Origin of the sequence: Desulfoscipio gibsoniae DSM 7213 (genome assembly GCF_000233715.2) — a bacterium.
Taxonomy (GTDB): Bacteria; Bacillota; Desulfotomaculia; order Desulfotomaculales; family Desulfallaceae; genus Sporotomaculum; species Sporotomaculum gibsoniae.
This window is the reverse complement of sequence record NC_021184.1, coordinates 3,786,505-3,808,379: the sequence shown is the minus strand read 5'-3', so window position 1 is coordinate 3,808,379 and position 21,875 is coordinate 3,786,505. Positions and strand designations below refer to the sequence as shown.

Genomic DNA, 21,875 nt, shown 5'->3' with positions numbered 1-21,875 from the left:
GTTTGTAGGCAAGAACTTGCGCAGCCCTTAAGGGGTATTCCGTATTAGTAAGTAGATTGTAGCGCTCTTACTTTGTTAGCGTCATATATGTTCCGGCTGCCGCCGCCAATGCCACGGCCATGCTTACTACGACCCAGGTCAAGTCTCTTCTAACCCTTTGAGCCAGTATGGTGGTGTCCCTCACTTCTTTGGGATAATCGTTACCTGTTTTGTCCATATTTATTACACCTCCTGTTAATTATGGCCATTGTACTGGAATAGAAACTATATCTTGGGGACTGCCATCTTGCGGGCTGACTTGATAAACCTCCAGCACTCCCTCCCCGTCCGAGGGTGGGTCAAATTTAATGCTCATTTCAAAATCGCCCCGTTCAGGTGCTCCCGATTTGGCTGTTGTGTAACTCTCGGCCAGTATTTCACCGCTGCTGTCCAGCAGCCTGGCATTGACCGCGCCTTCAAATACCATGGCGCTGCCTTTAACCAGCAAAGGAACGCAGATTACCTGATGGGGTGTGGGGTGGGTCACCCAAATAGCGGGCTCATAAACCATGGAGCAATCTTGGGTGAAGGGCTGTTCGTATAGGCCAACATGCCCCCACCAGTCCTGGGCCCGGCCATCCGCCCGGCCATCCACTTGAAAAGCCACCTTTTCTATATTGGGAAATTCAGTTAAAGTATTTACTATGCTTTGTATACCTAACTGCTCTCCCGCCGAACCCACGTTGGTATTATTTAAAACTTCTTTGCTAAAATTAACCGTAGCCAGACCTTTTTCAATATTTATACCCAGTATTTTGGTGCCGGAGGGCAAAATGCTTTTTTCATCATTAATTAGTTCTTGCATAGCGGCATTGGCAACCTGCTTGGTGTAAGATACAGTGTGCACCTCCCTGACCAGGTAAGCTCCATCAGCGGTGTATTTGACAAAATAAACAGGCAGGTTTATGTCCGGCGTTTGTTCCTGTTGTTCCGCGACTTTATCTTGCTGATCAGCATTTTTATTCTGGTTGTCCGTTTGTTCATTAGAGCTGGTTGAACATCCGGCGCTAAGGATTAGCAATAATACAACCAACAGCTTCACCAGCGTTAGCTTGCCAAGTGAATGCATTGTGTCACCGTTCCTTTCCCTATGGACAATTATCTTTAGTATACCACTTATAGCTTGGCTTTTCCATAAATAATAAACTGTCGTAAATTATATGAAAACAGCGTGAAAAATATACTAAAAGAATAAGTAAGGTAGCGGAACCATTACCGGTATAGCCGTTTCCGGAATTGGTGTCAATGCGGTCTAAAAAAAAGAAGTACTGGTTTAAAAGCCAGCACTTCTTTCGTGTTATAATCCAAATAAGATTGCTTTATAGAGTATGTCGGTTTTATATATTAATCGTATGGAATATATTGGTGGTGATCAGTTACCTTGCCGGTCGAAAAGTATTCCAGATCCGCCATGGCTTTTTTAATGGAATTAGCAAATATGCCGGCGATAAGTCCGATAACGGCCATTACACCCATGAAAATATAAAATGGTGTCCAGTTATCCATGGATATTTTCCCCCCTCAACATTTTTAAATATGTGAAAACCTTTTTTTTAAATGTATCATTTAAACGGTTGGTTAGTCAATGACTGTTAGATGGTAATCGGCCGGTGAATATGGTACACATTGCATTTGCACACAGGCGGTAATTGGTTTATAATTACGTAATGTGACCATTGAACAAGAACTGGAGTATGACGAGCAGTCGCTGCTGTTCGGTTTAACCGGATGGTAGAGGAAAGTCGAGACACGCACACCGGGTGTCCATAAAGGCATTTGGTGTAGAATGGTGCCCGGCGCAAGCCGGGGCAGGGCGACCTGACGACGGTCAAAGAAACCCAATGGGTTTTCAGTAGCTGTAAAGTGCCACAGAAACTAAGTCATCGGGTAACCGGTGAGTGCAAGGGTAAACTCCGCCAGCGTGCAACCCAAATAGGCAGCCTTTGAGCTGCGGGTAGGGGCACCCCCGGGAGGGGGAGGTGAACCGCAAGGTTTGCCTAGATAGATGACTGCTGAAACAGAATCTCGCTTACGGTCATAGTCCGGTTTTTATTTTAAAAAGTCAATATTGATTTAATAAAATTTTTATGAGATTATAATATTACCTACTTGGTACGTGACCCCTTGTTTTTTTAACCTACAAATGTAATTCGGGAGCATCAGATCCGGTTGTCTATGTCAGGCCGCCACGGGCGGAAGACAGACGCAGCTGGTCGGCACCCACCTGGGAGAGGTGGGTTGATAAAAAAACTGGTGGGTAACGGCCCGGTGGGAAAGACAGTTTTGATGGCCTTCGCAGTTTATGCGAAGGCCTTTAAATTTTATAACGTTAACTGTAACGTATTCTGGTTACATATACTAAAGGCCGTAGAATTTTATGAGCAACAAAAACCTGTTGATTCCAGAGTAAGGGGGCCAAAGGTTTGTTTTTAAGGCTAATCATGGGACGGGCGGGGGCTGGTAAAACAACCCTCTGTCTGCGGGAAATGAGCCATGAACTACAGCAGCAGCCACTGGGTACACCTTTAATTATGCTGGTGCCCGAGCAAGCTTCTTTTCAAACTGAGCAGGCTTTAGCCCGGGTTACGGGTGCGGGAGGTTTTATGCGAGCCCAGGTGCTGGGCTTTAGCCGGCTGGCTCTCCGGGTGCTGCAGGAGGCCGGCGGTGCTACCCGGCTGCCTCTGGGGGAGATGGGCAAGCGCATGATTTTGCGGCGGCTGCTGGAAGGCAGGCTGGATGAGTTGCGTATTTTCGGCCGGGCGGTCCGGTTGCCCGGTTTTGTGGACAAGCTGGCCCGCGCGCTGAGTGAATTGAAAAGCTACCAGGTGGATGCGGGCGATTTGTGCCGCTGCCTGGCCGGGCTGGAGCGGGCGGGGGATGCCGGGTTGCTGGTGGACAAATTGCGTGATTTACAGCTCATTTTTGCCGACTTTACATATTTTTTGCGTGACCGCTTTATCGACCCCGATGATTACCTGGCTCTAGCTGCGGAAAAGATACGGGTTTCACCCTGGCTGAACCAGGCTAATATCTGGGTGGACGGGTTCTCCGGCTTTACCCCCCGGGAATACGCCGTGCTGGAAGCGCTGCTGCAGCATACCCGGGGGCTAAATATAACTTTATGTTTAAGCCCTGGCTTTGCTGACCAGATAATGACCGAGACCGACCCCTTTTATCCTGTTTGGGAGACCTACCATGAGCTGTTGAACATGGCAAATGGGATAAAATTACCGGTATACCACGTGCCGGTTGCGGATAATGGTGTGCTGCCCAGGTTCGTCTCCCGGCACCTGGCTTATTTGGAGAAGACCTTGTTTGATTACAGGGCGGTTAAAAGCCTGCCGCATACACAAGATGGTGCCGTGAACGAAACGTACCAGACACCGGATCCAGCCTGTATGCAGGGCAAGCAGGCGGCTGATGGTGCTGCAGCCGGCAAGGATTTAGGAGAAACGGGTATAAGTGTTATAGCCGCTGCCGACCGCCGCGCCGAAGTGGAAGGCATGGCCCGGGCAATCACCGGCCTGTGTCGTGACCGGGGTTACCGCTGGAGAGACATTGTGGTGCTGCTGCGGGAAGTGGATTTGTACGCAGATTTGATTGAGGCTGTCTTTAACGACCACGGAATCCCCTTTTTTCTGGATCATAAGCGCACGGTGCTGCATCATCCACTGGTAGAGCTGATCCGAGCAGCTCTGGAAACAGTGGCTGAAAACTGGCCCTTTGATCCCGTATTTCGTTACTTAAAGACCGATCTTGCCCGGTTGAGCCGGGATGAAGTGGATATTCTGGAGAACTATGTATTGGCTCATGGCATCAGAGGCAGTCGTTGGTTTGACAACCAGCCCTGGGAGTACCGTCGCCGGTTAACCTTGGAAGATGATGATGTTGTTTCTGAACAGCAAAAAATAGCCCTTGAGCAAATTAACAGCATCCGGGGTGCTGCTGTGTCCGTTTTGGCCGGTTTCCACCAGGCTGTGCAGGATGGTGCCACAGTGGCGGACTACACCGGGGCGCTGTACATGCTGCTGGAACAGCTGGAGGTTCCGGAGCAGCTGGAACGCTGGGCTGCTTTGGCCCGGGAGGAAGGCCGGTTGGAAGAAGCCCGGGAACATGAACAAATCTGGGTGGATTTGGTGACGCTGCTGGATGAAATGGTTGAATCCCTGGGCGAAGAAGAGCTCTCGTTAAAGCAGTACAACGTTATTTTGGATGCCGGCCTGGATGCCATGCGCCTGGGTCTTATACCGCCAGGGCTGGATCAGGTGGTAGTGGGCTCATTGGATCGTTCCCGTAGTCCCCGGGTGCGGGCCGCGTTCATACCAGGCATCAACGATGGGGTGCTGCCGGCCCGGCTGACAGAGCAGGGGATATTTACCGAAATTGAGCGGGAGCGGCTGCAGGGCAGCGGATTGTCGCTAGCCCCGGGTGTGCGGCGGCGGGTTTTTGATGAGCAATACATGGTGTACCAGGCCCTTACCCGGGCCTCGGAGCAGCTGGTGTTATCCTATCCACTGGCCGATGGGGAGGGCCGGGCGCTGCGCCCGTCACCCGTTGTGCACCGTGTGCGGGAATTTTTTCCCGACCTGGCGGAAGGACTCTGGCTGCAGGAACCGGGGACTGGCCAAGTGCCCGATGTGACATTTGTCACTCATCCCAGCCGCTGCCTGACCTACCTGGCCGGACGTTTACGCGATGCCGGGGCCGGGCGGTACATAGACCCCTTGTGGTGGGACGTATACAACTGGTTTCTTCAAAACCGCCATCATCCACTGTTTGTTCGGGTGATGGAAAGCTTGTTTTACAGTAACCGGGAAGGCCGGCTGCCCCGCTCAATAGCCCGGCAGCTATACGGCCGGCCCTTTAAAACCGGAGTATCCGGTCTTGAGAAGTTTCGTTCCTGTCCCTTTGCCCATTTCTTGTCCTACGGGCTGCGCCTTAAGGATAGGGCGGTGTTTCGGCTGCAGGCACCGGATACGGGACAGTTTTTCCATGCTGCACTTAAGCTTTTTGCCCAGCGATTGCAGGATGGGGGGATGGACTGGGGTGAATTGGAAACAGACCGGTGCCGGGAACTGGCCGGTGAGGTGGTTGATATCCTGGCCCCGCACCTGCAAAGTGAAATATTGCTCAGCTCCGCCCGGCACCGTTACCTGACGGGTAAATTAAAGCGCATTGTGCAGCGCTCGGCGCTGGTGCTGGCCGAGCATGCCCGGCGCGGGCGCTTTCGGCCCGTGGGGCTGGAACTAGCCTTTGGCCCCGGGGGAGAACTGCCCGGAGTGGTGTTCAGCTTGCCGGGCGGCGACGAGATGCTGCTCACTGGCCGCATTGACAGGCTGGATGCGGCGCGGCACGAAGGCACGCTGTACCTGCGGGTGATTGATTATAAATCAGGGGTGAACACCATCAAGCTGAGCGATATCCTGCACGGCCTCAAACTACAATTGCTTACCTACCTGGAGGTGGCGCTGGAGTATTCCCGGCAGCTGCTGGGTGACCGGGGCCTGCCAGGTGCTGTGCTGTATTTTCGCATTGCCGAGCCTATACTGCAAACGGACGGCTCACCTCTGGCGGATGGGGAAGCAGAGCGATTGCTGCTTAAAGCACTGAAAATGAAAGGCCTGCTGCTGGCTGAGCCTGAACTGGTGCGGTTGATGGACAGCCTGGCCGGGTCCGCCTCGGACCTTTTACCGGTGAGCATTAAAAAGGACGGCACCCTTTCTGCCCGCTCCGCGGTGCTGGACCATGAGCAGTTTGCTATGCTGCGGGCCTACCTGCGGCATCAGCTGGCCGGCGCTGGCGCTGATATAATGGCCGGGATCAAGGATATCAGTCCTTACCGGCAGGGTGAGTTTCGTTACTGCCGCTACTGTTCCTATAAACCGGTTTGCCAGTTCGACCTGCTATTGCCGGGCAATGCCTTCAGGATTATTACACCGGAAAAGGATACCATCGTATGGCAGAGCATTAAGGAACAGTTGGGGGACGGGAAGGATAAGTGAAAGGGAGCATATTGCAGCTATAAATGGTATTTTTAATTAAATAATTATTATATGAATCACAGGCATTTTATGATGGGTTATAAGAATTATGTTTATTAAGAAAGGCGGGCGGATGAAAATGACTGAAAGATGGACTCCTGAACAGCTCAATGCCATTACCTGCCGGGATAGCCGGCTGTTGGTGGCGGCAGCGGCGGGGGCCGGTAAAACTGCTGTGCTGGTGGAGCGCATTATCAGGCGAATTACAGACCCCGCGAATCCGGTGGATGTGGACAGGCTGCTGGTGGTTACCTTTACCAATGCGGCGGCCGCAGAAATGCGGGAACGCATTGGCCTGGCCATTAACCGGGCATTGGAAAGCGACCCGGGTTCGGGGCTGTTGCGCCGCCAGTTGGCATTATTACAGCGGGCCAGCATTAGCACCATGCACTCCTTTTGCCTGGAGTTAATCCGGCAGCACTTTTATCGTTTGGAACTGGACCCTGTATTTCGGGTGGCCGATGATGCCGAATCCGCTTTGCTGCAGCTGGACGTGCTTGAGGCTGTTTTTGAAAGCCGGTATGCTGCAGGGGACCAGCATTTTCTGGCGCTGGCGGACTGCTATGGCGGGCACCAGGATGACACGGGACTGCAAGAGCTGGTGCTGGAGTTATACAAGTTTTCACGGAGCACCCCTTGGCCCGGACAATGGTTGCGCCGGTTGCCGGATTGGTTTAACCTTCCCGAAAATGCTGTGGTTGACGACCTGCCATGGTTTAACATATTAAAAGAGAGCATCAAAAATGAATTGGCCGGCGTACGGGGCATGTTGGAACAAGCCGGTCAATTGGCCCGCCGCCCTGGGGGACCAGGTCCCTATCAGGCTACTCTGCAGGAGGATCTACTGCTGGTGGATGATTTAATTAAAGCCTCTTCCATTAGCTGGGATAAACTGCACCGGCAGTTTAGCGCCACAGTATTCAGTAAACTGGCCAGTTGTAAAAAGAATGTGGCCGATGAAAATTTAAAAAAAACGGCCCAGAAGCTGCGCAATGCTGCCAAAGAGCGGGTGCAAAAAATGCGGGGCCGTTATTTTAATCGTCCTGCTGCACAGCTGCTGATTGAATTGCGGCAAATGGTACCTCTGCTGGGGGCACTGGCCGGACTGGTGGAACAGTTCGCCGGGCATTATCGACAGGTCAAACTAGATCGCGGGGTGGTGGATTTTAGCGATCTGGAACATTATGCACTGCAGATTTTGCAAGACATGCATGGTGCCGCCGGTAATGGTGTTGACAGCGCTACCGGTGGTGGCGGTGTGCTGTGCCCCTCCGCCGTAGCCCTGGAACTGCAGGAACGTTTTGCCGAGGTGCTGGTGGACGAATACCAGGATATCAATGCTGTGCAGGAAACAATTTTAAACCTGGTGTCCGGTGCTGAAGGGCATGCAGGATCCGGCCTGTTTATGGTGGGCGATGTTAAACAAAGTATTTACCGGTTTCGTCTGGCCGAGCCCGGATTGTTCATGGACAAATATCATCGGTATGCCGCTGGTGACGGTGGCAGGTTAATCAACCTGGCCCGCAACTTCCGCAGCCGCCGGGGAGTGGTAAACGCGGTTAATTTTATATTTGGCCAGATTATGAGTCCTGCAGTAGGCGAAATGACTTACGATACCCAAGCAGAATTGATCTACGGGGCCGGCTATCCGCCCCGACCGGGTGTGGTGGATGATCATTGCGCTCAGCCGGGGTGCCTGTGCGAAGCAACAACCGATGGTGACCCGGCCTGCGGGGTGAAAGGACCGGGGCAACCGGGGGAAACGGTGGAGCTGCATTTAATTGAAACAGAGCAGGAGCAGGATATAGCCGCTGAAGATGAAGATTTTTCCGCTTCCGGTGACGGTGAAGATGTCCCTGGTGCTGATTCCGAGGAGGACCTGGATGCCCTTCGGATGGAGGCGGGCACAGTGGCTCAGCGGATCACTCAAATGGTGGAGGAGGGCTGGCGGGTATATGACCGGGAGCAAAATGGGTACCGGACACTAAACTACCGGGATGTTGTGGTGCTGTTAAGGGCCACAACCGGGCGGGCCAATGTCTTCCTGGAGGAATTTGGCAAGCTGGGTATACCTGCCTATGCAGAGCTTAATACGGGATATTTCGAGGCCACCGAGGTAGAAACCATTTTGGCCCTGCTGAAAATTATTGATAACCCGCGCCAGGATGTACCGCTGGCGGCGGTGCTGCGGTCGCCCCTCGTGGGTTTAAAATCGGAGGATTTGGCCCAAATCAGACTGTGCGGTGGGCCGGGTGATTTTTATGACGCAGTAGTGCTGAGCACTTTGGAAGGGCCGAAGGCGCTGATCGAACCACTGGTGCGGTTTCTCCAACAATTGGAGCGCTGGCGCACCATGGCCCGCCGGGGCAGCCTTGCCGAGCTGTTATGGACACTGTACCGGGAAACGGGTTACTATGATTTTGTGGGCGGCCTGCCAGGGGGTGGCCAGCGCCAGGCCAACCTGCGGGCGCTGTATCACCGTGCCCGGCAGTACGAATCCACCGCTTACCGGGGTTTATTCCGTTTTATGCGTTTTATTCAGCGTATCAGGGATAATAGCGGTGATATGGGGGCGGCCCGTGCCCTGGGCGAAAATGAAAATGTTGTGCGCATCATGAGCATCCATAAAAGCAAGGGACTGGAATTTCCCGTGGTGATTGTGGCCGGGCTGGGCAAAAGGTTTAACCTTAGGGATTTAAACAAAGGCGTGCTGATGCATCGCAAACTGGGGCTGGGCCCCCAGTTGGTGGATGCTGAGAAACGCATTGCCTACCCCACGGTGGCTAAGCTCGCAGTGCGGGACAAGCTGCGGGCCGAGGCGCTGGCTGAAGAAATGCGGGTGCTTTATGTGGCTATGACCAGGGCCCGGGAAAAATTAATCCTGGTGGGTGCAGTGCGCGGGCTGCGGGATTCCTCCACCCGTTGGTGCGCTGCAGCACACAGGCCACAGCTGCAACTGCCGCCCTGGCTGACCGCCGGTGCCAGGCATTACCTGGACTGGCTGTGTCCGGCCCTGGCCAGGCACCACGATGGTGCGCCGCTGCGGGCACTCTCCGGTATCATAGATGAGGCTCAGTTGTCTCTGGATCACTCCGGCTTGGCACAGGGGGGGGAACCTGCGCAACTGGCTTTTGGGGGTGACCCTTCGCGCTGGCGCGTGTTTGTCTGGGACAGTCATGCCCGGCAGCGGAAAGCTGATGCGCCACCTACTGTTGACCATATGGAGCATGTGCGCCGGCTTGAGCCCGTGCCAGGGGACGGTCCATTGGTAGAGCAGGTTAAAGCCCGTCTGAACTGGCGCTACCCGCATCAACACTGGCAGGGTCTAGCAGCCCGGGCTACTGTAACCGGTTTAAAGGGGACGCTGCTGCACGGTGAAATGGTCCCCGGTGTACAACAGCAGAACCGGGACTTCCAGAGCAGTTTGTCCGCCAGGCCGCTATTTGTGCAAAAAAGTACCGGGCTTACTGCAGCCGAGCGGGGACAGGCACTACACTTGGTGATGCAGCTGCTGGATCTGAGGGGAAAATTGGATATAATAGGTATCAGCGAACAAATAGCTGCCATGGTGGAGCAAGAAAAGCTAAGCCGGGCCCAGGCCTCGGTGGTGTTACCTGAGGCAGTGGCCTGCTTTTGGGGTAGTCCCCTGGGACAAAGGATACTGAAAAGCAACCGGGTTTACCGGGAGCTTCCCTTTACTTTAGCCCTGCCTGTACAGCAGGTTTACCCGCAGGTAGTGGGAAACGCCGGTAGCGATGAAACCGTGCTGGTGCAGGGGATTATCGACTGCCTGGCTGATGAAGGGGCGGGCCTGCTGCTGGTGGACTACAAAACCGACCGCTATACCCGCGCTACGTTGATGCAAAAGGCCTTGCGCTATGGGAGTCAGCTCGAACTTTACATAAGGGCGGCGGAAATTATCACCGGCCGCCGGGTAACTGCCGCATACTTGTATATGTTTTATGGTGGCGATGTATTAGCGTACGCGAAAGGGCAAGTACATGAGACCAGTGGGTAAAATTATGCCCGCTGTGTTGTTCAACCCCGGCGGAAATACCGTCCTTGGGCTTGCGTCGGAGTGGGGATGAAGGAGGATATCACGTGCACTAAGTTCGCCAAACATTGTTGCGGTGTTCTAAATAGTTATCAACACTAAGTCTCTGGTGACATACATTAATAAAAGAGGAGGTATATCAATGAGTTTACAAGAATTGATGACGGGATTACAGACCAAACTGGATGCCGACCCGTCTAAAATGGCCGGTATAACGGCAACTTACCAGTTCAAGATGTCAGGTGACGGCGGTGGTGATTACCATGTTGTTATCACTGATGGTGAAGCCCGGCTTAACCGGGGTGTGGCGGATAATCCCAGTATCACTATTTCCATGGATGCTGCTGATTTTAAAGACCTGGTAGCCGGTAAAATAGACGCCATGAGTGCTTTTATAACCCGCAAATTAAAAATAGACGGTGACATATCCCTGGCCATGCGTTTACATGCACTGCTGGGTTAGTTTACAAAAGCATAAAAATATGTTGAGACCGGCAGAGGGCGGTCTCATTGTCTTTTATACCAGTTTATGCAGGCCGTTGATTATTAAACAACGGCCTGTTGCTATGCTGAAAATTCAGATAAAGTATTCTTTTTGGTAAATTAGTCTATTTTGATAGCAGGATTATAACGGTATAAGCAGAAGTATTTGGTTAAACTTAAATTAAATTTCCTATAAAGGAGAGATGAACAATGTCCCATAGTATCAAATGGCTGGGACACGCTGCGTGTCAAATTACCACTTCCAGCGGATGCGTGATTTTAATTGACCCCTGGATTACGGGTAACCCCAGTTGCCCGGTCAAGAAGGAAGAGATCGGCAAAGTAGATGTTATTCTAGTGACCCATGACCATTCTGACCATATGGGCTCGGATATACCGGATCTAGTAAAGGATACAGGTGCCACGGTAATTGCCCAGCCCGAACTGGCGGGTGCTTTACAAGAGGCCGGGGTCAGCGCCGAAAATATTATTTACGGCATGGGGATGAACATAGGTGGCCAGGTGGAAGTGGCGGGCGTTAAAGTTGTTATGACCCAGGCTTTTCATTCCGGCACGGCGGGTGAAGCTGTCGGCTATATAGTAATTTTAGAGGACGGTAAAACGGTTTACCACGCCGGTGACACAGGCATTTTTGCCAGCATGGAATTGTTGGCAAAAATCTATAACATCGACCTGGCCCTACTGCCTATCGGAAGCGTATTTGTCATGGACCCGCTGCAGGCCGCTTACAGCCTGACATTGCTCAAACCTGGCAAGGTTGTACCCATTCACTATAAAACTTTCCCCATTTTGGTTCAGGACGCCGGTGAGTTTGTCAAACTGGCCGGGGAAAAAGCTCCCGAGGTGCAAGTGGCGGTTTTACAACCGGGGGAAGAAGTGCTCCTGTAATACAGGTATCCTCATAAGCAGGTGATTATATGCTTAAAGGTATTCGTGTGTTGGATTTGTCCCGGCTGCTGCCGGGGCCTTATGCTACCATGCTGCTGGGTGACCTGGGCGCGGAGGTAATTAAGGTTGAAGAGCCGGGTGCGGGTGATTACATGCGCCAATTTATGCCCCAGGTGGACGGAATCAGTGTTTTTTTTCTGACCGTAAACCGTAATAAAAAAAGTATTACTTTAAACCTGAAAAAGGAGCGGGGCAAGGAGATTTTCAGGGCGCTGGCCAAAGATGCCGATGTCATTATTGAAGGCTTTCGCCCGGGTGTGATGAAGACACTGGGTTTGGATTATGAAGCTGTGCGGCAGATTAACCCCGGTATAGTATATTGTTCCCTTTCGGGCTATGGCCAGGACGGTTCCTACAAGAACCTGGCCGGCCATGATATCAACTATCTGTCGGTCAGCGGTGTGCTGGGTATCACCGGGGTCAGGGATGCCCAGCCCGTAGTTCCGGGGATACAGATGGCCGACTTTACCGGTGGTATGTTTGCCGTAATCGGTATTTTGTCTGCACTATGGCAAAGGCAGCGAGAGGGCCGGGGCGCTTACCTGGATTTGTCCATGACCGACGGGTTGTTTTCTATAATGTCTATTCACCTGGCCAATTTAATGGCCACCGGGACACCGGCAACTCGGGGGGATATGATGCTGTGCGGTGCACTGACCTGTTACAATGTTTACCGGACAAAGGATAACGGCTATGTGGCGCTGGGTGCGTTGGAGGCCAAGTTCTGGCAAAATTTCTGCCGCGCCCTGGACCGGGAAGACCTGTCCTCCGGCCACCTTTCCCGGGCCGTGGATGATGACCCCGTATACCGGGAGGTAAAAAACATTTTTCTTTCCCGTACCAAAGCCCAGTGGCGGGAGTTCGGTGAAAAGGTGGACTGTTGTCTGACACCGGTGGATACCGCGGGAGCCGTGCTGGAGGGTGAGTATGCCCGCCAGCGGGGGTTAATCATTGATGTGCCCCATCCCGGCGGGGGTACACTGCGCCAGGTGCGTCATCCCCTGGTGTTCCCGGGTGAGCCGGGCCGAAAGCCATTACGCCCGCCCACTCTGGGTGAGCATAACGCCGCGCTGTACGGCGAACTGGGACTCAATGACGAGGAGCTGGAATTATTAAAACAGCAAGGGGTTATTTAGTATCCGCCATCATATACATATTTTTTTGTCACTGGGCGAAAAATAAACCCGGAGGTGCTTTCTGCGTGGAACTTGGGGTGTCGTGGCATCAGTGGAAAAAAATAATGCACCAGGCGGTTAATGCTGCTGAAACGGTGGGTATTTCAGATGAATACATTGAAGGCATAGCCTGCCGCATGGGTGATTTTTTAGCTGAAAAAGTTGACCCTGACAATCGGGAGCAGAGATTACTGAATGAGTTGTGGAACGAGGCTCGGGAGGATGAAAAAAAAGTACTGACCAGACTTATTATCAGGATGGTGGATAAAACGGATAAAATGTTGTAAACGATCTCCGGTGTGCCGGCATCATGGCTCGGTTTTCAACACGCGCAGCGGTATTCCCCGAGCTTCGTGGTAGCGGGATTCCTCCTCCACGAAATCGCGTATGCGCGAATCTTTCAACATTACCTGCCAGGCTGTAGCCACCGTTTGGATAAATGTTTTTTGTAACGGCAGGTTTTGAGTTATTAATGGACAGCTGTAAGGTAAATCCAGTGTTTCATAAATGATTAATAAATCTCCGTTTTGCTGGAGATGGGGTGCTAGAGGAAAAAAGCGGCAGGCCAGCGGGCGCTTTTCCCGGGGACATGACCTGGTGCAGCGCACAAAATATACCGGGTTGGGCCAGGAAGCCGGGAATAGCTGCTCGGCGGGATCTTGGGCTTCCCAAATGAGCCAGCTCTCCCGGCGGGTGAACATGACTTCTTCTCCAGGAAATAAATATATGCCCAAATCATTATTTTCCCCCGGCTGGCAGCACACACTGCCGCAAAGGACACCGCAGTTTTTTTGAAGCGGTGTTGGTCCGGCTGTAAGATGATAAAGGTATTGATAATCCTTTGGTGTAAGCATGGTATCGACTATATTGGTAGTTTTATGGGTTGACATTATTTACTAACCTTCTTTCAGCATAAGCTGGCTACAAGTATGGTGTAATCAGTTAAAGTTAGGTGTGATGTTACTGGATAATATTTATTTAAAAGCGTTACAGTATCTTTACCTGCCATAAGCTCTTTTTGCTGTACTAATTGTATTACGAAAGCGGTATCCAGCCATAATTTTTTAGAAACAAATTGTATCCTTGTTACTAATTTGCCCAATTCACCGGCATTCCTTCTTTTAAAATTTCCGCCTCCCGGTAATTATCCATCAAAATATGAACTATTTCCCCGTCAATGCTTTTTGTTGCTACCATGTGGTTCATTATTTCTTCCACCCGGTGTCTGGGTAATCCCTTGCGGTAGGGGCGATCTTCCACCAGGGCGCTGAAAATATCGGCCACGGCCATAATTCGGGAACCCACGGACAAATCTGCGCCCGTTAAGTGAAAGGGGTAGCCCTCTCCGTTTAGTTTTTCGTGGTGATAGGCAGCCCACTGGTTAATTACTTCAAAGCCGTCAATCATGCTTAAAATCTGGTGGGTGATATAAGTGTGATGTTTAATCACATTATATTCTTGCTTGTTAAGCCTTCCGGGTTTCTCCAGTATTTCCTCGGGTATACTCAGTTTACCCAGGTCATGTAGCAGCCCTGCTATATACATTCTTTTTTGCTGCCGGCCGGTAAAACCTGCCTGGCCTGCCAGCAATGATGCTGTTTCGGCCACCAGCCGGGAATGTCGGTAGGTAAAGGGGCTTTTGCTGTCAATTATATCTGCAAAAATCTTGCTGACACCGATGATTTCCTTCTCACTGGTAATCACCGGGCAGGTGTGCAGTCTACGGCCCAATTGGCTATCCATAAACTGTGAAGTAAGGTCCAGCCACAAACTTTCCTTGCTTGACACCTTATTAAACACGTGTACCAATTCCGGGTCAAACATGGTGCCGGACTGTTCATTGATCTGATCCACGATTTCCTGCCGGTAATCCAAAATATTACCGGTCTGGTAGGCCAGCACATCTACCCTGTCAGCCAGAAAAATAATGCGGCTGGGCAGGGGAATGGAGCTGCCTGACAGACCTGACTGGTTTTGCCCGTCCCAACGGTCGTGGTGGTATAATATAACTTTGGCTAGCGGTTTCAGTATAGGCATTTTGCTGAGCAATTGATGACCCCTTTTGCAGTGTCGCCAGGGATTAATAGTTTCAAATCGCTCCAGGTCGGCCTTTTCCTTAAAAGTGCTTGTCCCGGCATCGTGGATTATGGCACTGCAGAATAACTGGGGTAGCAGGTCAGGATCCAATTGTATTTCTTCAGCCAGGTAAGAACAAATCAAAGCTACTCGCTGGTGGTGGCGCATCAATCCAGAGCGGTTGTAATCCATGGCCAGCGATAGGGCGCGCAGTAGCTTATATAGTTCAATTTGCGGTATCATCTGTGTATCACTCAATTTGGTAACCTCCAGGTAATTTTAAAAATAACATGCATAAGGTGGAAAAACCGCAGCTCATTCATGAAGCTGCGGTTTTAGCGTCCGGTGATACCTCCTGAATTTCAAAAACCTGTTGGTACTGCTCCATGGTCATCAGAACGGCCCGGGGTTTGCTGCCTTCAAAACCTCCCACAATGCCCCGTTGCTCCATAATATCCACCAGCCGGGCGGCACGTGCATAACCGATGTGCAACCGTCGCTGCAGCATGGAAATGGAAGCCGTGCCGCTTTCGATAAATATCCTGGCGGCCTGGGGAAGTAATTCATCGCTTTCCTCTATCCCAACTGCATCGTTCCCTGCTTGTTCTTCCAGCACTGCTTCATTGTACACAGGTCTGGCCTGATCCTTAAGGAAATCCACAAGGTTTTCTACATCCTTGTCCGATATAAAGGCACCCTGTACCCGCACCGGTTTGGCCGCGCCCACCGGGTAAAACAGCATGTCTCCTTTACCCAACAGCTTTTCCGCCCCGCCCATATCCAGTATGGTACGGGAGTCGGTCTGGCTGGAAACCGCAAAGGAAATGCGGGAGGGTATGTTAGCTTTGATGAGGCCGGTGATTACATCCACCGAGGGACGCTGGGTGGCCACCACCAGGTGAATGCCGGCTGCCCGGGCCATCTGGGCCAGGCGGCAAATGGCATCTTCCACATCCGCCGGTGCCACCATCATTAAATCAGCCAGCTCATCAATAATCACCACTATATAAGGCAGCGGGTTTTGTCCGGCCTGTTCAAATTCCCCGCACAAGGCATTGTAGCGGGTGATGTCCCGTACCCCCGCCGCCGCGAACAGGTCATAGCGGGTTTCCATCTCCCGTACTGCCCAGCGCAGCGCCCCGGCTGCTTTTTTGGCGTTGGTTACAACCGGGCTGACCAGATGGGGGATGCCGTTATAGTTGGCTAGTTCCACCATTTTAGGATCCACCATTAAGAATTTAACATCATCCGGGGTGGCCTTGTAAAGAATGCTGCAGATCAGTGTATTTACGCATACACTCTTGCCCGAGCCCGTGGCACCGGCAATCAGCAAGTGTGGCATTTTAGCCAGATCCGCTGTCACTGCCGCTCCGGCAATATCTTTGCCCAGGGCGATGGTGAGCCGGGAGGGCGAACCGGTAAAAGTCTTGTCCTCCAGCAATTCACGCAGTGCTACAGCGGCAATTTCACCGTTGGGCACCTCGATGCCCACCGCTGCTTTACCGGGTATGGGCGCTTCAATGCGTACACCGGCTGAGGCCATGCCCAAGGCAATGTCATCCGATAAGCCTACTATTTTGCTAACTTTAACACCCGGCGGTGGCTGCAGTTCATACCTGGTGATGGAAGGGCCTACAGACACATGGGTGACCCGGGCTTTGATGCCGAAACTATCCAGTATTTGTTCCAGTACTTTAATGCGTTGATTGACGTCCCGGCCGGCCTGATTATTCGCCCTGTTCGGCAGGGGGGCCAGCAAGCTCAGCGGTGGCAGGTGGTATTCTCGCTCTCCTGCCGGTGTATTAGCCTGCGCCCCCGGCAAGTTATTTGGCTCTATATTGTTTGAATCGTGGGGCTGTTGTGATTTCTCCTGCATAGCGGCTTCCGGTGTATCTCTGCTGATATCCTGTTCGGCCAGGGCTATGGTGGACCGTGACACTTCGATGACCGGCGCTGTAAATTCTTCGGATAGTTGTATCTGTCCATCCTCTTTTGCCAAATTGGCTTCTCCGGGCTGGCGGTCCTTCTTTCCCCGGGGCTGTTCTGATTCATCCACTTCAATATATAAGAAATTAATAACCAGGCTGCCTGCGCGGGCTGCTGCAGATTTAACCTTACACCAGCTGTTTATCGCCAGTTCTTTAATGGAAACGCCGGTGCACAGGGTGATACCCACCAGGATTAACAAGACCAAAAATATATACGTGCCCACGATGCCAAAGGAGTATTTCAAGGTATAACCCAGTGCTGCTCCGGTTACCCCTCCACCTTGTCCTGCAAGACCGGCACTAAAGGAGTTGGACATGGGTATATGCCGGTGCAGAAATATTTGCAGACTACCGAAAAGAACCAGCAGTCCCCAAAAACGGCTGTTCACCCGCCATCTGTGGCGGTTCATAAGCTTTAGACCAACGGGTATCAATAGTATTAAAAACACTACATAACCTGACCCTGCCAGTGTTTTTAAACCTTTTTTAATTAGTAATCCAACTGTTCCAACAGAACCCGTGTTGCTGGTGAATATGCTTGCCAGGCCAATTAATGATAAAGCTATGAGGGTAAGTCCTGCTATATCCAGCATAATGCCGGGGCCGGGTTTGGGTGGAGAATTTTTCTTTTTCGCCGATTTTGTCAAAATAGGCTCCTCCTTTGGAGCATTTTAGCGGATTATCTCATCTAGAAGCTTACCATAAAATGGTCGCCGGGGCAAGTCCAGGGACCCAGGCGGAGTTTTGACTACGGGCCGGTTGTACAGAGTAATTTTTTTTGCAGGATTTTTGCTAACCGTGTCGAAATATATAACTGTTCATAAACTACCGCCTATGATGTGTTTGTTTGATATGTTAATTATATTTAAAATCCCGTAAGGGATTTTTTTTTGCTTGTTTTTATGTTATATTTTGGGGTTTAGTTGCACGTCAGGCCGGACCGGTTTACCGGTCCGGCCTGGTTTAACCCGTGCGAGGTTTTTTTCTGCGCAGCAAATATAAGCCTGCCGTACCTATTAATATCAAAACTACACTGACCAGTTGGGCTACCCTGAAAGGGCCGAGCATCAGGCTATCGGTGCGCAGCGATTCAACAAAGAAGCGTCCTATGGAATAAAGGATCAGGTATAAAAAGGCAATTTCCCCGGGGGCCTTTTTTTTAGGCCAGCGCAAGGTAAGGATAATAAATACCATCAAGTTCCATAGCGATTCGTAAAGAAAGGTAGGGTGGTAATATTGTCCCTGGATAAACATTTGATTTTTAATGAAGTCTGGGAAAATGTTGATGAACTGCTCTGTCACGGGACCGCCGTGGGCTTCCTGATTAATAAAGTTGCCCCAGCGCCCGATGGCCTGTCCCAGTATTAAACTGGGTGCTATAATATCAGCCGTTTGCCAGGGGGAAATACCGTACCGGTATACATAAAACAGCCCTGCCACCAGCCCGCCTATAATGCCCCCGTGAATGGCCAGCCCGCCGTGCCAGATAGCGAGTGCTTCCAATGGGTCAAGCCGGTAGTTTTCCCAGGTAAATAAAACATAATAAAGCCGGGCGCCGATGATAGAGGCCGGTATGATCAAGGTGACCATGTTCAATATGTGGTTGGGGTCAATATTGTTTTGCTGTGCTCTGCGATAAGCCAACCATATGCCCAGTAAAAAGGCGGTAGCCATGATAATGCCGTACCACCTTACTGCCAGGGGGCCTATTTGTACGGCTACGGGGTCGATCATTTGACAAACCTCCAATGATTTTATTAACCCATGTATTTTACCATAATAAAGCAAAAAAGAATAATTTGTGGGATATCGTTTGCTATTCATTTGCTATTATAGTATTAAAATGGGATGAACCATCCTTAGATTTGTCCATCGTAAAATATATACAGCAATATTTGTACCAGCATAATAACCGGTATGCCAACAGTAAATTTAAGGTGTTTGGTCTTATGGCGCCAAAAATATATGCCGGCCAGCGCTCCAGCTGTTCCCCCGGCTAAAGCCACTATAAACAGTGTTTTTTTCGGAATCCGGTGCAGCCTGCGCCGGGCCCGATGCTTATCCAGCCCGAAAAGGCTGAACTCCATAATGTTGATAACCAGTAGATAGATTGTTAACATAACTAACGCTCCATATGCAAAAATTGATAATTGATCGGTTGTCTGATCGATTGATTAACGGGAAATGTCACAAAAAGCGATCTGGCGTCACCAGATAGTTATTTATAAACTGCTGTATGCTTATTGACAATTATATATTTAGTTTATATTATATTTTTTGTAAAATGCAATATCTATATAAGAGTTGAGTTGAGTTTAGTTCAGTTTTTCAGTTGAGCTTAGATGAGTATTGTTGTCACGCTAATCAGGGCGGCACTCATTTGAGTGCCGTTTTTTGTGCCTGTAGGAGAAATTATACTCCGGTAGCGGCACGTTGGCAGCGGCAAGGTGCTCACAAGCATTAAGGAGGCAGATTATGATTAAGCCCGGTTGGCAAGAATACCTGACTTTGGCCCGGCAATATAACCTGATCCCTGTGTTTGAGGAATTTATTGCGGACACTGAAACTCCCATCACTTTATTTATCAAGCTGGCCCAAGGTAATACTGCCTGTCTGCTGGAAAGTGTGGAAGGAGGACAGCACCTGGGACGTTACTCATTCATCGCGCTGGACCCGCTGCTGATCTTTGAGTCCACCGGAGGCCGGGGAAAGGTAACCTATCCCGGTTCATTAATAACCAGACCGGCGAACGGCCCGCCGTTTAAAACACTGCATAATTTAATGCAATCCTACCGGGTGCCGCGATTTGAAGGGCTACCTCGCTTTTACGGGGGTGCAGTTGGTTACATGGCCTATGACGCGGTGCGCTCCCTTGAAAATTTGCCCGGGACAGCTTCCGATAATCTGCAGCTCCCTGATTGCCTGCAGTTTTTTCCCGGCACGGTGGCTATTTTTGACCACGTGCGCTGTACTGTAACCCTGGTGGTAAATTGTCTGCAGGAGGGTGACGACCCGGCTGTGGTATACCACCGGGCCGTGCAGAAACTGGCCCGGATGCGCGAGGATTTAAACAAACCGCTGCCCGCTTCGGGACAATTCATGCTGCGGGGTGACATCAGTTTGGATTTAACCGATGCTGCTTTTTGTCGGCGTGTGGAACAGGCACTGGAATATATCCGCTCTGGTGAGGTTATCCAGGTGGTGTTGTCGCGGCGTTATGCCGTGGATTTTGAAGGGGATTACCTGGCGGTATACCGGCGTTTGAGAAGCGTCAACCCCTCACCGTATATGTATTACTTAAACGTGGGGGGTATCAGGGTTATTGGGTCTTCACCGGAAATGCTGGTGCGCGTGGAGAACGGTATCATGACCACCTGTCCCATTGCCGGCACCAGACCCCGTGGTAACAGCCCGGCCCGTGATGAGCAGTTGGCCGGTGAACTGCTGGCTGATGAGAAGGAAAGGGCGGAGCATTTGATGCTGGTTGATCTGGGCCGTAACGATTTGGGGCGGGTCTGTCTGCCCGGTACCGTTGAGGTGCCCAGGTTTATGGATATTGAGTATTTTTCCCATGTCATGCATATTGTTTCCCGGGTCGAGGGTAGGCTGCCGCCCGGCACCGGTGCGCTGGACGCTCTGGCTTCCTGTTTTCCGGCCGGTACGGTGAGCGGTGCCCCCAAGGTCAGGGCTATGGAGATAATTGACGAGCTGGAGCCCTACCGCCGGGGAATTTACGCCGGTGCCGTGGGGTATCTGGGCTTTAACGGCAACATGGATACCGCCATTGCCATTCGCACGCTGGTAATAAAAGATCATACAGTATATATTCAGGCCGGTGCAGGTATTGTAGCCGACTCCCACCCGCTTAAAGAGTGCGCGGAAATATCCAGTAAAGCCAGGGCTATGTTCAAGACACTAGGTGTGGAGGAAAAGCAGGTGGCTAACGGGTGAATAGCATGACACAGAGTCAATAATTTCTCTGCAATGAATAATTTTAGCGCATGGAAGATAAAAGGATTATTGACAGCCGATGTGATAAGTAGTATAGTCATTTGTAATTAAATAGTATTTCCTTAAGTTTAGTTGAGTGTAGCGTAGTTGAGTCTTTAATTTATTTTATCAGAGTTGAGCTGAGATGAGTAACGATGGCCATTTAATGACCGGCGCTCATTTGAGTGCCGGTTTTTTGCGTTTTGGGGGAAGCAAGGGGACGGTTCTCATGCTTCCTGGTCACTAGCGTTACCATCGAAGCAAAAGGCATCGAAGCAAAAGGGACGGTTCTTATGCTTCCTAATTCACTAGCGTTGATTTATTAGACAGCACCTATAAATTTAGCTTGTAGTGGTTCAATCCAAGTAGCAGGTACTTAATTCTTGGTTGATAATTACGCTGGAAATACGTGAAAGGCTGGTTCAAATGCTGTTGATGATTGATAACTATGATTCATTTACCTATAATCTGGCTCAATATCTATCCATGCTGGGAGAATCGGTAACCGTTCAACGCAACGATGCCATTACCGTTGCCCAGGTGCTGGAGCTGCAACCCGATTACCTGGTTTTGTCACCGGGGCCAGGTATACCGGATAATGCCGGTATACTGATGCAGGCCGTGCGGGACTGTGCGGGACACTGGCCTATACTGGGGGTGTGTCTTGGGCTGCAGGCTATCGGCCGCGCTTACGGCGGCCGGGTGGTACGGGCTAAAATGCCTATGCACGGTAAAATATCTTTGATTCACCACGACGGTAAGTCCATATTTGCGGGTCTGCCTTCACCATTTAAGGCAGTGCGCTACCATTCACTGGTAGTAGAAAAGGAAACACTGCCTAGTTGTCTTAAAGTGACCGCCTGGACGGATAACGGGGAGGTCATGGGCCTTAGACACCGCGAGTTGCCGGTGGAGGGAGTGCAATTTCACCCCGAATCCATGCTCAGCGAATATGGCATGGATCTGTTGGCCAACTTTCTTAAGGGGTCAGGCTTAAACTAACTATAACTTTAACTTTGGGTAATATGGTGATGTATTAAACATACTGTGTAGGCATTGG

17 protein-coding genes and 2 other RNA genes are annotated in these 21,875 nt (G+C 51.1%); 10 read left to right on the top strand and 9 right to left on the bottom strand.

The window, feature by feature from the left end:
• Positions 1-67: 67 nt before the first annotated feature.
• The 3 genes from DESGI_RS24775 to DESGI_RS24770 all read right to left on the bottom strand — a co-directional run bounded on the left by DESGI_RS24775 (position 68) and on the right by DESGI_RS24770 (position 1,545).
• Positions 68-217 (bottom strand): hypothetical protein, encoded by a 150-nt coding sequence (locus tag DESGI_RS24775; RefSeq protein WP_006520507.1) that lies wholly within the window; start codon positions 215-217, stop codon positions 68-70.
• A 21-nt stretch (positions 218-238) separates the two neighbouring features.
• Complete coding sequence (locus tag DESGI_RS18030) at positions 239-1,108, bottom strand: Gmad2 immunoglobulin-like domain-containing protein (protein ID WP_006520506.1); 870 nt, start codon at positions 1,106-1,108, stop codon at positions 239-241.
• Positions 1,109-1,383: 275 nt separating this feature from the next.
• The gene (locus DESGI_RS24770) at positions 1,384-1,545 is read right to left on the bottom strand and encodes a hypothetical protein (protein WP_006520505.1); all 162 of its coding nucleotides are present in this window, start codon (positions 1,543-1,545) and stop codon (positions 1,384-1,386) included.
• Between the two features lie 187 nt (positions 1,546-1,732).
• Here DESGI_RS24770 and rnpB point away from each other — a divergent pair.
• From rnpB to DESGI_RS17995, 8 genes are all read left to right on the top strand, one after another.
• Positions 1,733-2,076: RNase P RNA component class B (gene rnpB / locus DESGI_RS24020), an RNA gene on the top strand.
• A 62-nt stretch (positions 2,077-2,138) separates the two neighbouring features.
• Positions 2,139-2,318, top strand: a non-coding RNA gene (gene ssrS, locus DESGI_RS24015) — 6S RNA.
• A 144-nt stretch (positions 2,319-2,462) separates the two neighbouring features.
• Complete coding sequence (gene addB, locus DESGI_RS18020; protein ID WP_006520504.1) at positions 2,463-6,041, top strand: helicase-exonuclease AddAB subunit AddB; 3,579 nt, start codon at positions 2,463-2,465, stop codon at positions 6,039-6,041.
• A 118-nt stretch (positions 6,042-6,159) separates the two neighbouring features.
• Positions 6,160-10,098, top strand: a complete 3,939-nt coding sequence (locus DESGI_RS18015) for a UvrD-helicase domain-containing protein (RefSeq protein WP_006520503.1) — start codon at positions 6,160-6,162, stop codon at positions 10,096-10,098.
• A 178-nt stretch (positions 10,099-10,276) separates the two neighbouring features.
• The gene (locus tag DESGI_RS18010; protein WP_006520502.1) at positions 10,277-10,597 is read left to right on the top strand and encodes an SCP2 sterol-binding domain-containing protein; all 321 of its coding nucleotides are present in this window, start codon (positions 10,277-10,279) and stop codon (positions 10,595-10,597) included.
• Positions 10,598-10,827: 230 nt separating this feature from the next.
• A complete protein-coding gene (locus DESGI_RS18005) occupies positions 10,828-11,526 on the top strand; it encodes a metal-dependent hydrolase (RefSeq protein WP_006520501.1) in 699 nt (232 codons plus the stop codon).
• Positions 11,527-11,555: 29 nt separating this feature from the next.
• On the top strand, positions 11,556-12,722 hold the full coding sequence (locus DESGI_RS18000; protein ID WP_006520500.1) for a CaiB/BaiF CoA transferase family protein: 1,167 nt from the start codon (positions 11,556-11,558) through the stop codon (positions 12,720-12,722).
• Between the two features lie 65 nt (positions 12,723-12,787).
• A complete protein-coding gene (locus DESGI_RS17995) occupies positions 12,788-13,048 on the top strand; it encodes a DUF3243 domain-containing protein (protein WP_006520499.1) in 261 nt (86 codons plus the stop codon).
• 21 nt (positions 13,049-13,069) lie between these two features.
• On the opposite strand, the gene DESGI_RS17990 is transcribed toward DESGI_RS17995, so the two are convergent.
• The 6 genes from DESGI_RS17990 to DESGI_RS17965 form a co-directional block, all read right to left on the bottom strand.
• Positions 13,070-13,651, bottom strand: a complete 582-nt coding sequence (locus DESGI_RS17990) for a hypothetical protein (protein ID WP_006520498.1) — start codon at positions 13,649-13,651, stop codon at positions 13,070-13,072.
• A gap of 17 nt (positions 13,652-13,668) precedes the next feature.
• Positions 13,669-13,863 carry a hypothetical protein gene (locus tag DESGI_RS17985; RefSeq protein ID WP_006520497.1) on the bottom strand — a complete coding sequence of 65 codons (195 nt, stop codon included), beginning with the start codon at positions 13,861-13,863 and terminating at the stop codon, positions 13,669-13,671.
• The gene (locus DESGI_RS17980; protein WP_006520496.1) at positions 13,851-15,095 is read right to left on the bottom strand and encodes an HD-GYP domain-containing protein; all 1,245 of its coding nucleotides are present in this window, start codon (positions 15,093-15,095) and stop codon (positions 13,851-13,853) included. Before DESGI_RS17980 ends, DESGI_RS17985 begins: the two co-directional genes overlap by 13 nt.
• A gap of 61 nt (positions 15,096-15,156) precedes the next feature.
• Positions 15,157-17,472: an FtsK/SpoIIIE family DNA translocase gene (locus DESGI_RS17975; protein ID WP_006520495.1), complete on the bottom strand. Its 2,316-nt coding sequence runs from the start codon at positions 17,470-17,472 to the stop codon at positions 15,157-15,159.
• Between the two features lie 316 nt (positions 17,473-17,788).
• The gene (lgt, locus tag DESGI_RS17970) at positions 17,789-18,559 is read right to left on the bottom strand and encodes a prolipoprotein diacylglyceryl transferase (RefSeq protein ID WP_006520494.1); all 771 of its coding nucleotides are present in this window, start codon (positions 18,557-18,559) and stop codon (positions 17,789-17,791) included.
• A gap of 125 nt (positions 18,560-18,684) precedes the next feature.
• Positions 18,685-18,945, bottom strand: a complete 261-nt coding sequence (locus DESGI_RS17965) for a DUF1294 domain-containing protein (RefSeq protein ID WP_006520493.1) — start codon at positions 18,943-18,945, stop codon at positions 18,685-18,687.
• Positions 18,946-19,300: 355 nt separating this feature from the next.
• Here DESGI_RS17965 and trpE point away from each other — a divergent pair, with 355 nt between their 5' ends.
• Both trpE and DESGI_RS17955 read left to right on the top strand, forming a co-directional pair.
• Positions 19,301-20,776, top strand: a complete 1,476-nt coding sequence (gene trpE, locus DESGI_RS17960) for an anthranilate synthase component I (RefSeq protein WP_006520492.1) — start codon at positions 19,301-19,303, stop codon at positions 20,774-20,776.
• Between the two features lie 465 nt (positions 20,777-21,241).
• Positions 21,242-21,817, top strand: coding sequence for an anthranilate synthase component II (locus DESGI_RS17955; protein ID WP_041285670.1), 576 nt, complete (start codon positions 21,242-21,244; stop codon positions 21,815-21,817).
• Positions 21,818-21,875 lie beyond the last annotated feature (58 nt).

Coding starts and splice junctions, on each gene's coding strand:
- DESGI_RS18015 (WP_006520503.1), top strand. CDS start 6,160: ATGACTGAAAGATGGACTCCTGAACAGCTCAATGCCATTACCTGCCGG.
- DESGI_RS18030 (WP_006520506.1), bottom strand. CDS start 1,108: ATGCATTCACTTGGCAAGCTAACGCTGGTGAAGCTGTTGGTTGTATTA.
- DESGI_RS17965 (WP_006520493.1), bottom strand. CDS start 18,945: ATGTTAACAATCTATCTACTGGTTATCAACATTATGGAGTTCAGCCTT.
- trpE (WP_006520492.1), top strand. CDS start 19,301: ATGATTAAGCCCGGTTGGCAAGAATACCTGACTTTGGCCCGGCAATAT.
- lgt (WP_006520494.1), bottom strand. CDS start 18,559: ATGATCGACCCCGTAGCCGTACAAATAGGCCCCCTGGCAGTAAGGTGG.
- DESGI_RS24775 (WP_006520507.1), bottom strand. CDS start 217: ATGGACAAAACAGGTAACGATTATCCCAAAGAAGTGAGGGACACCACC.
- DESGI_RS18010 (WP_006520502.1), top strand. CDS start 10,277: ATGAGTTTACAAGAATTGATGACGGGATTACAGACCAAACTGGATGCC.
- DESGI_RS24770 (WP_006520505.1), bottom strand. CDS start 1,545: ATGGATAACTGGACACCATTTTATATTTTCATGGGTGTAATGGCCGTT.
- DESGI_RS17955 (WP_041285670.1), top strand. CDS start 21,242: ATGCTGTTGATGATTGATAACTATGATTCATTTACCTATAATCTGGCT.
- DESGI_RS18005 (WP_006520501.1), top strand. CDS start 10,828: ATGTCCCATAGTATCAAATGGCTGGGACACGCTGCGTGTCAAATTACC.
- DESGI_RS17990 (WP_006520498.1), bottom strand. CDS start 13,651: ATGTCAACCCATAAAACTACCAATATAGTCGATACCATGCTTACACCA.
- DESGI_RS18000 (WP_006520500.1), top strand. CDS start 11,556: ATGCTTAAAGGTATTCGTGTGTTGGATTTGTCCCGGCTGCTGCCGGGG.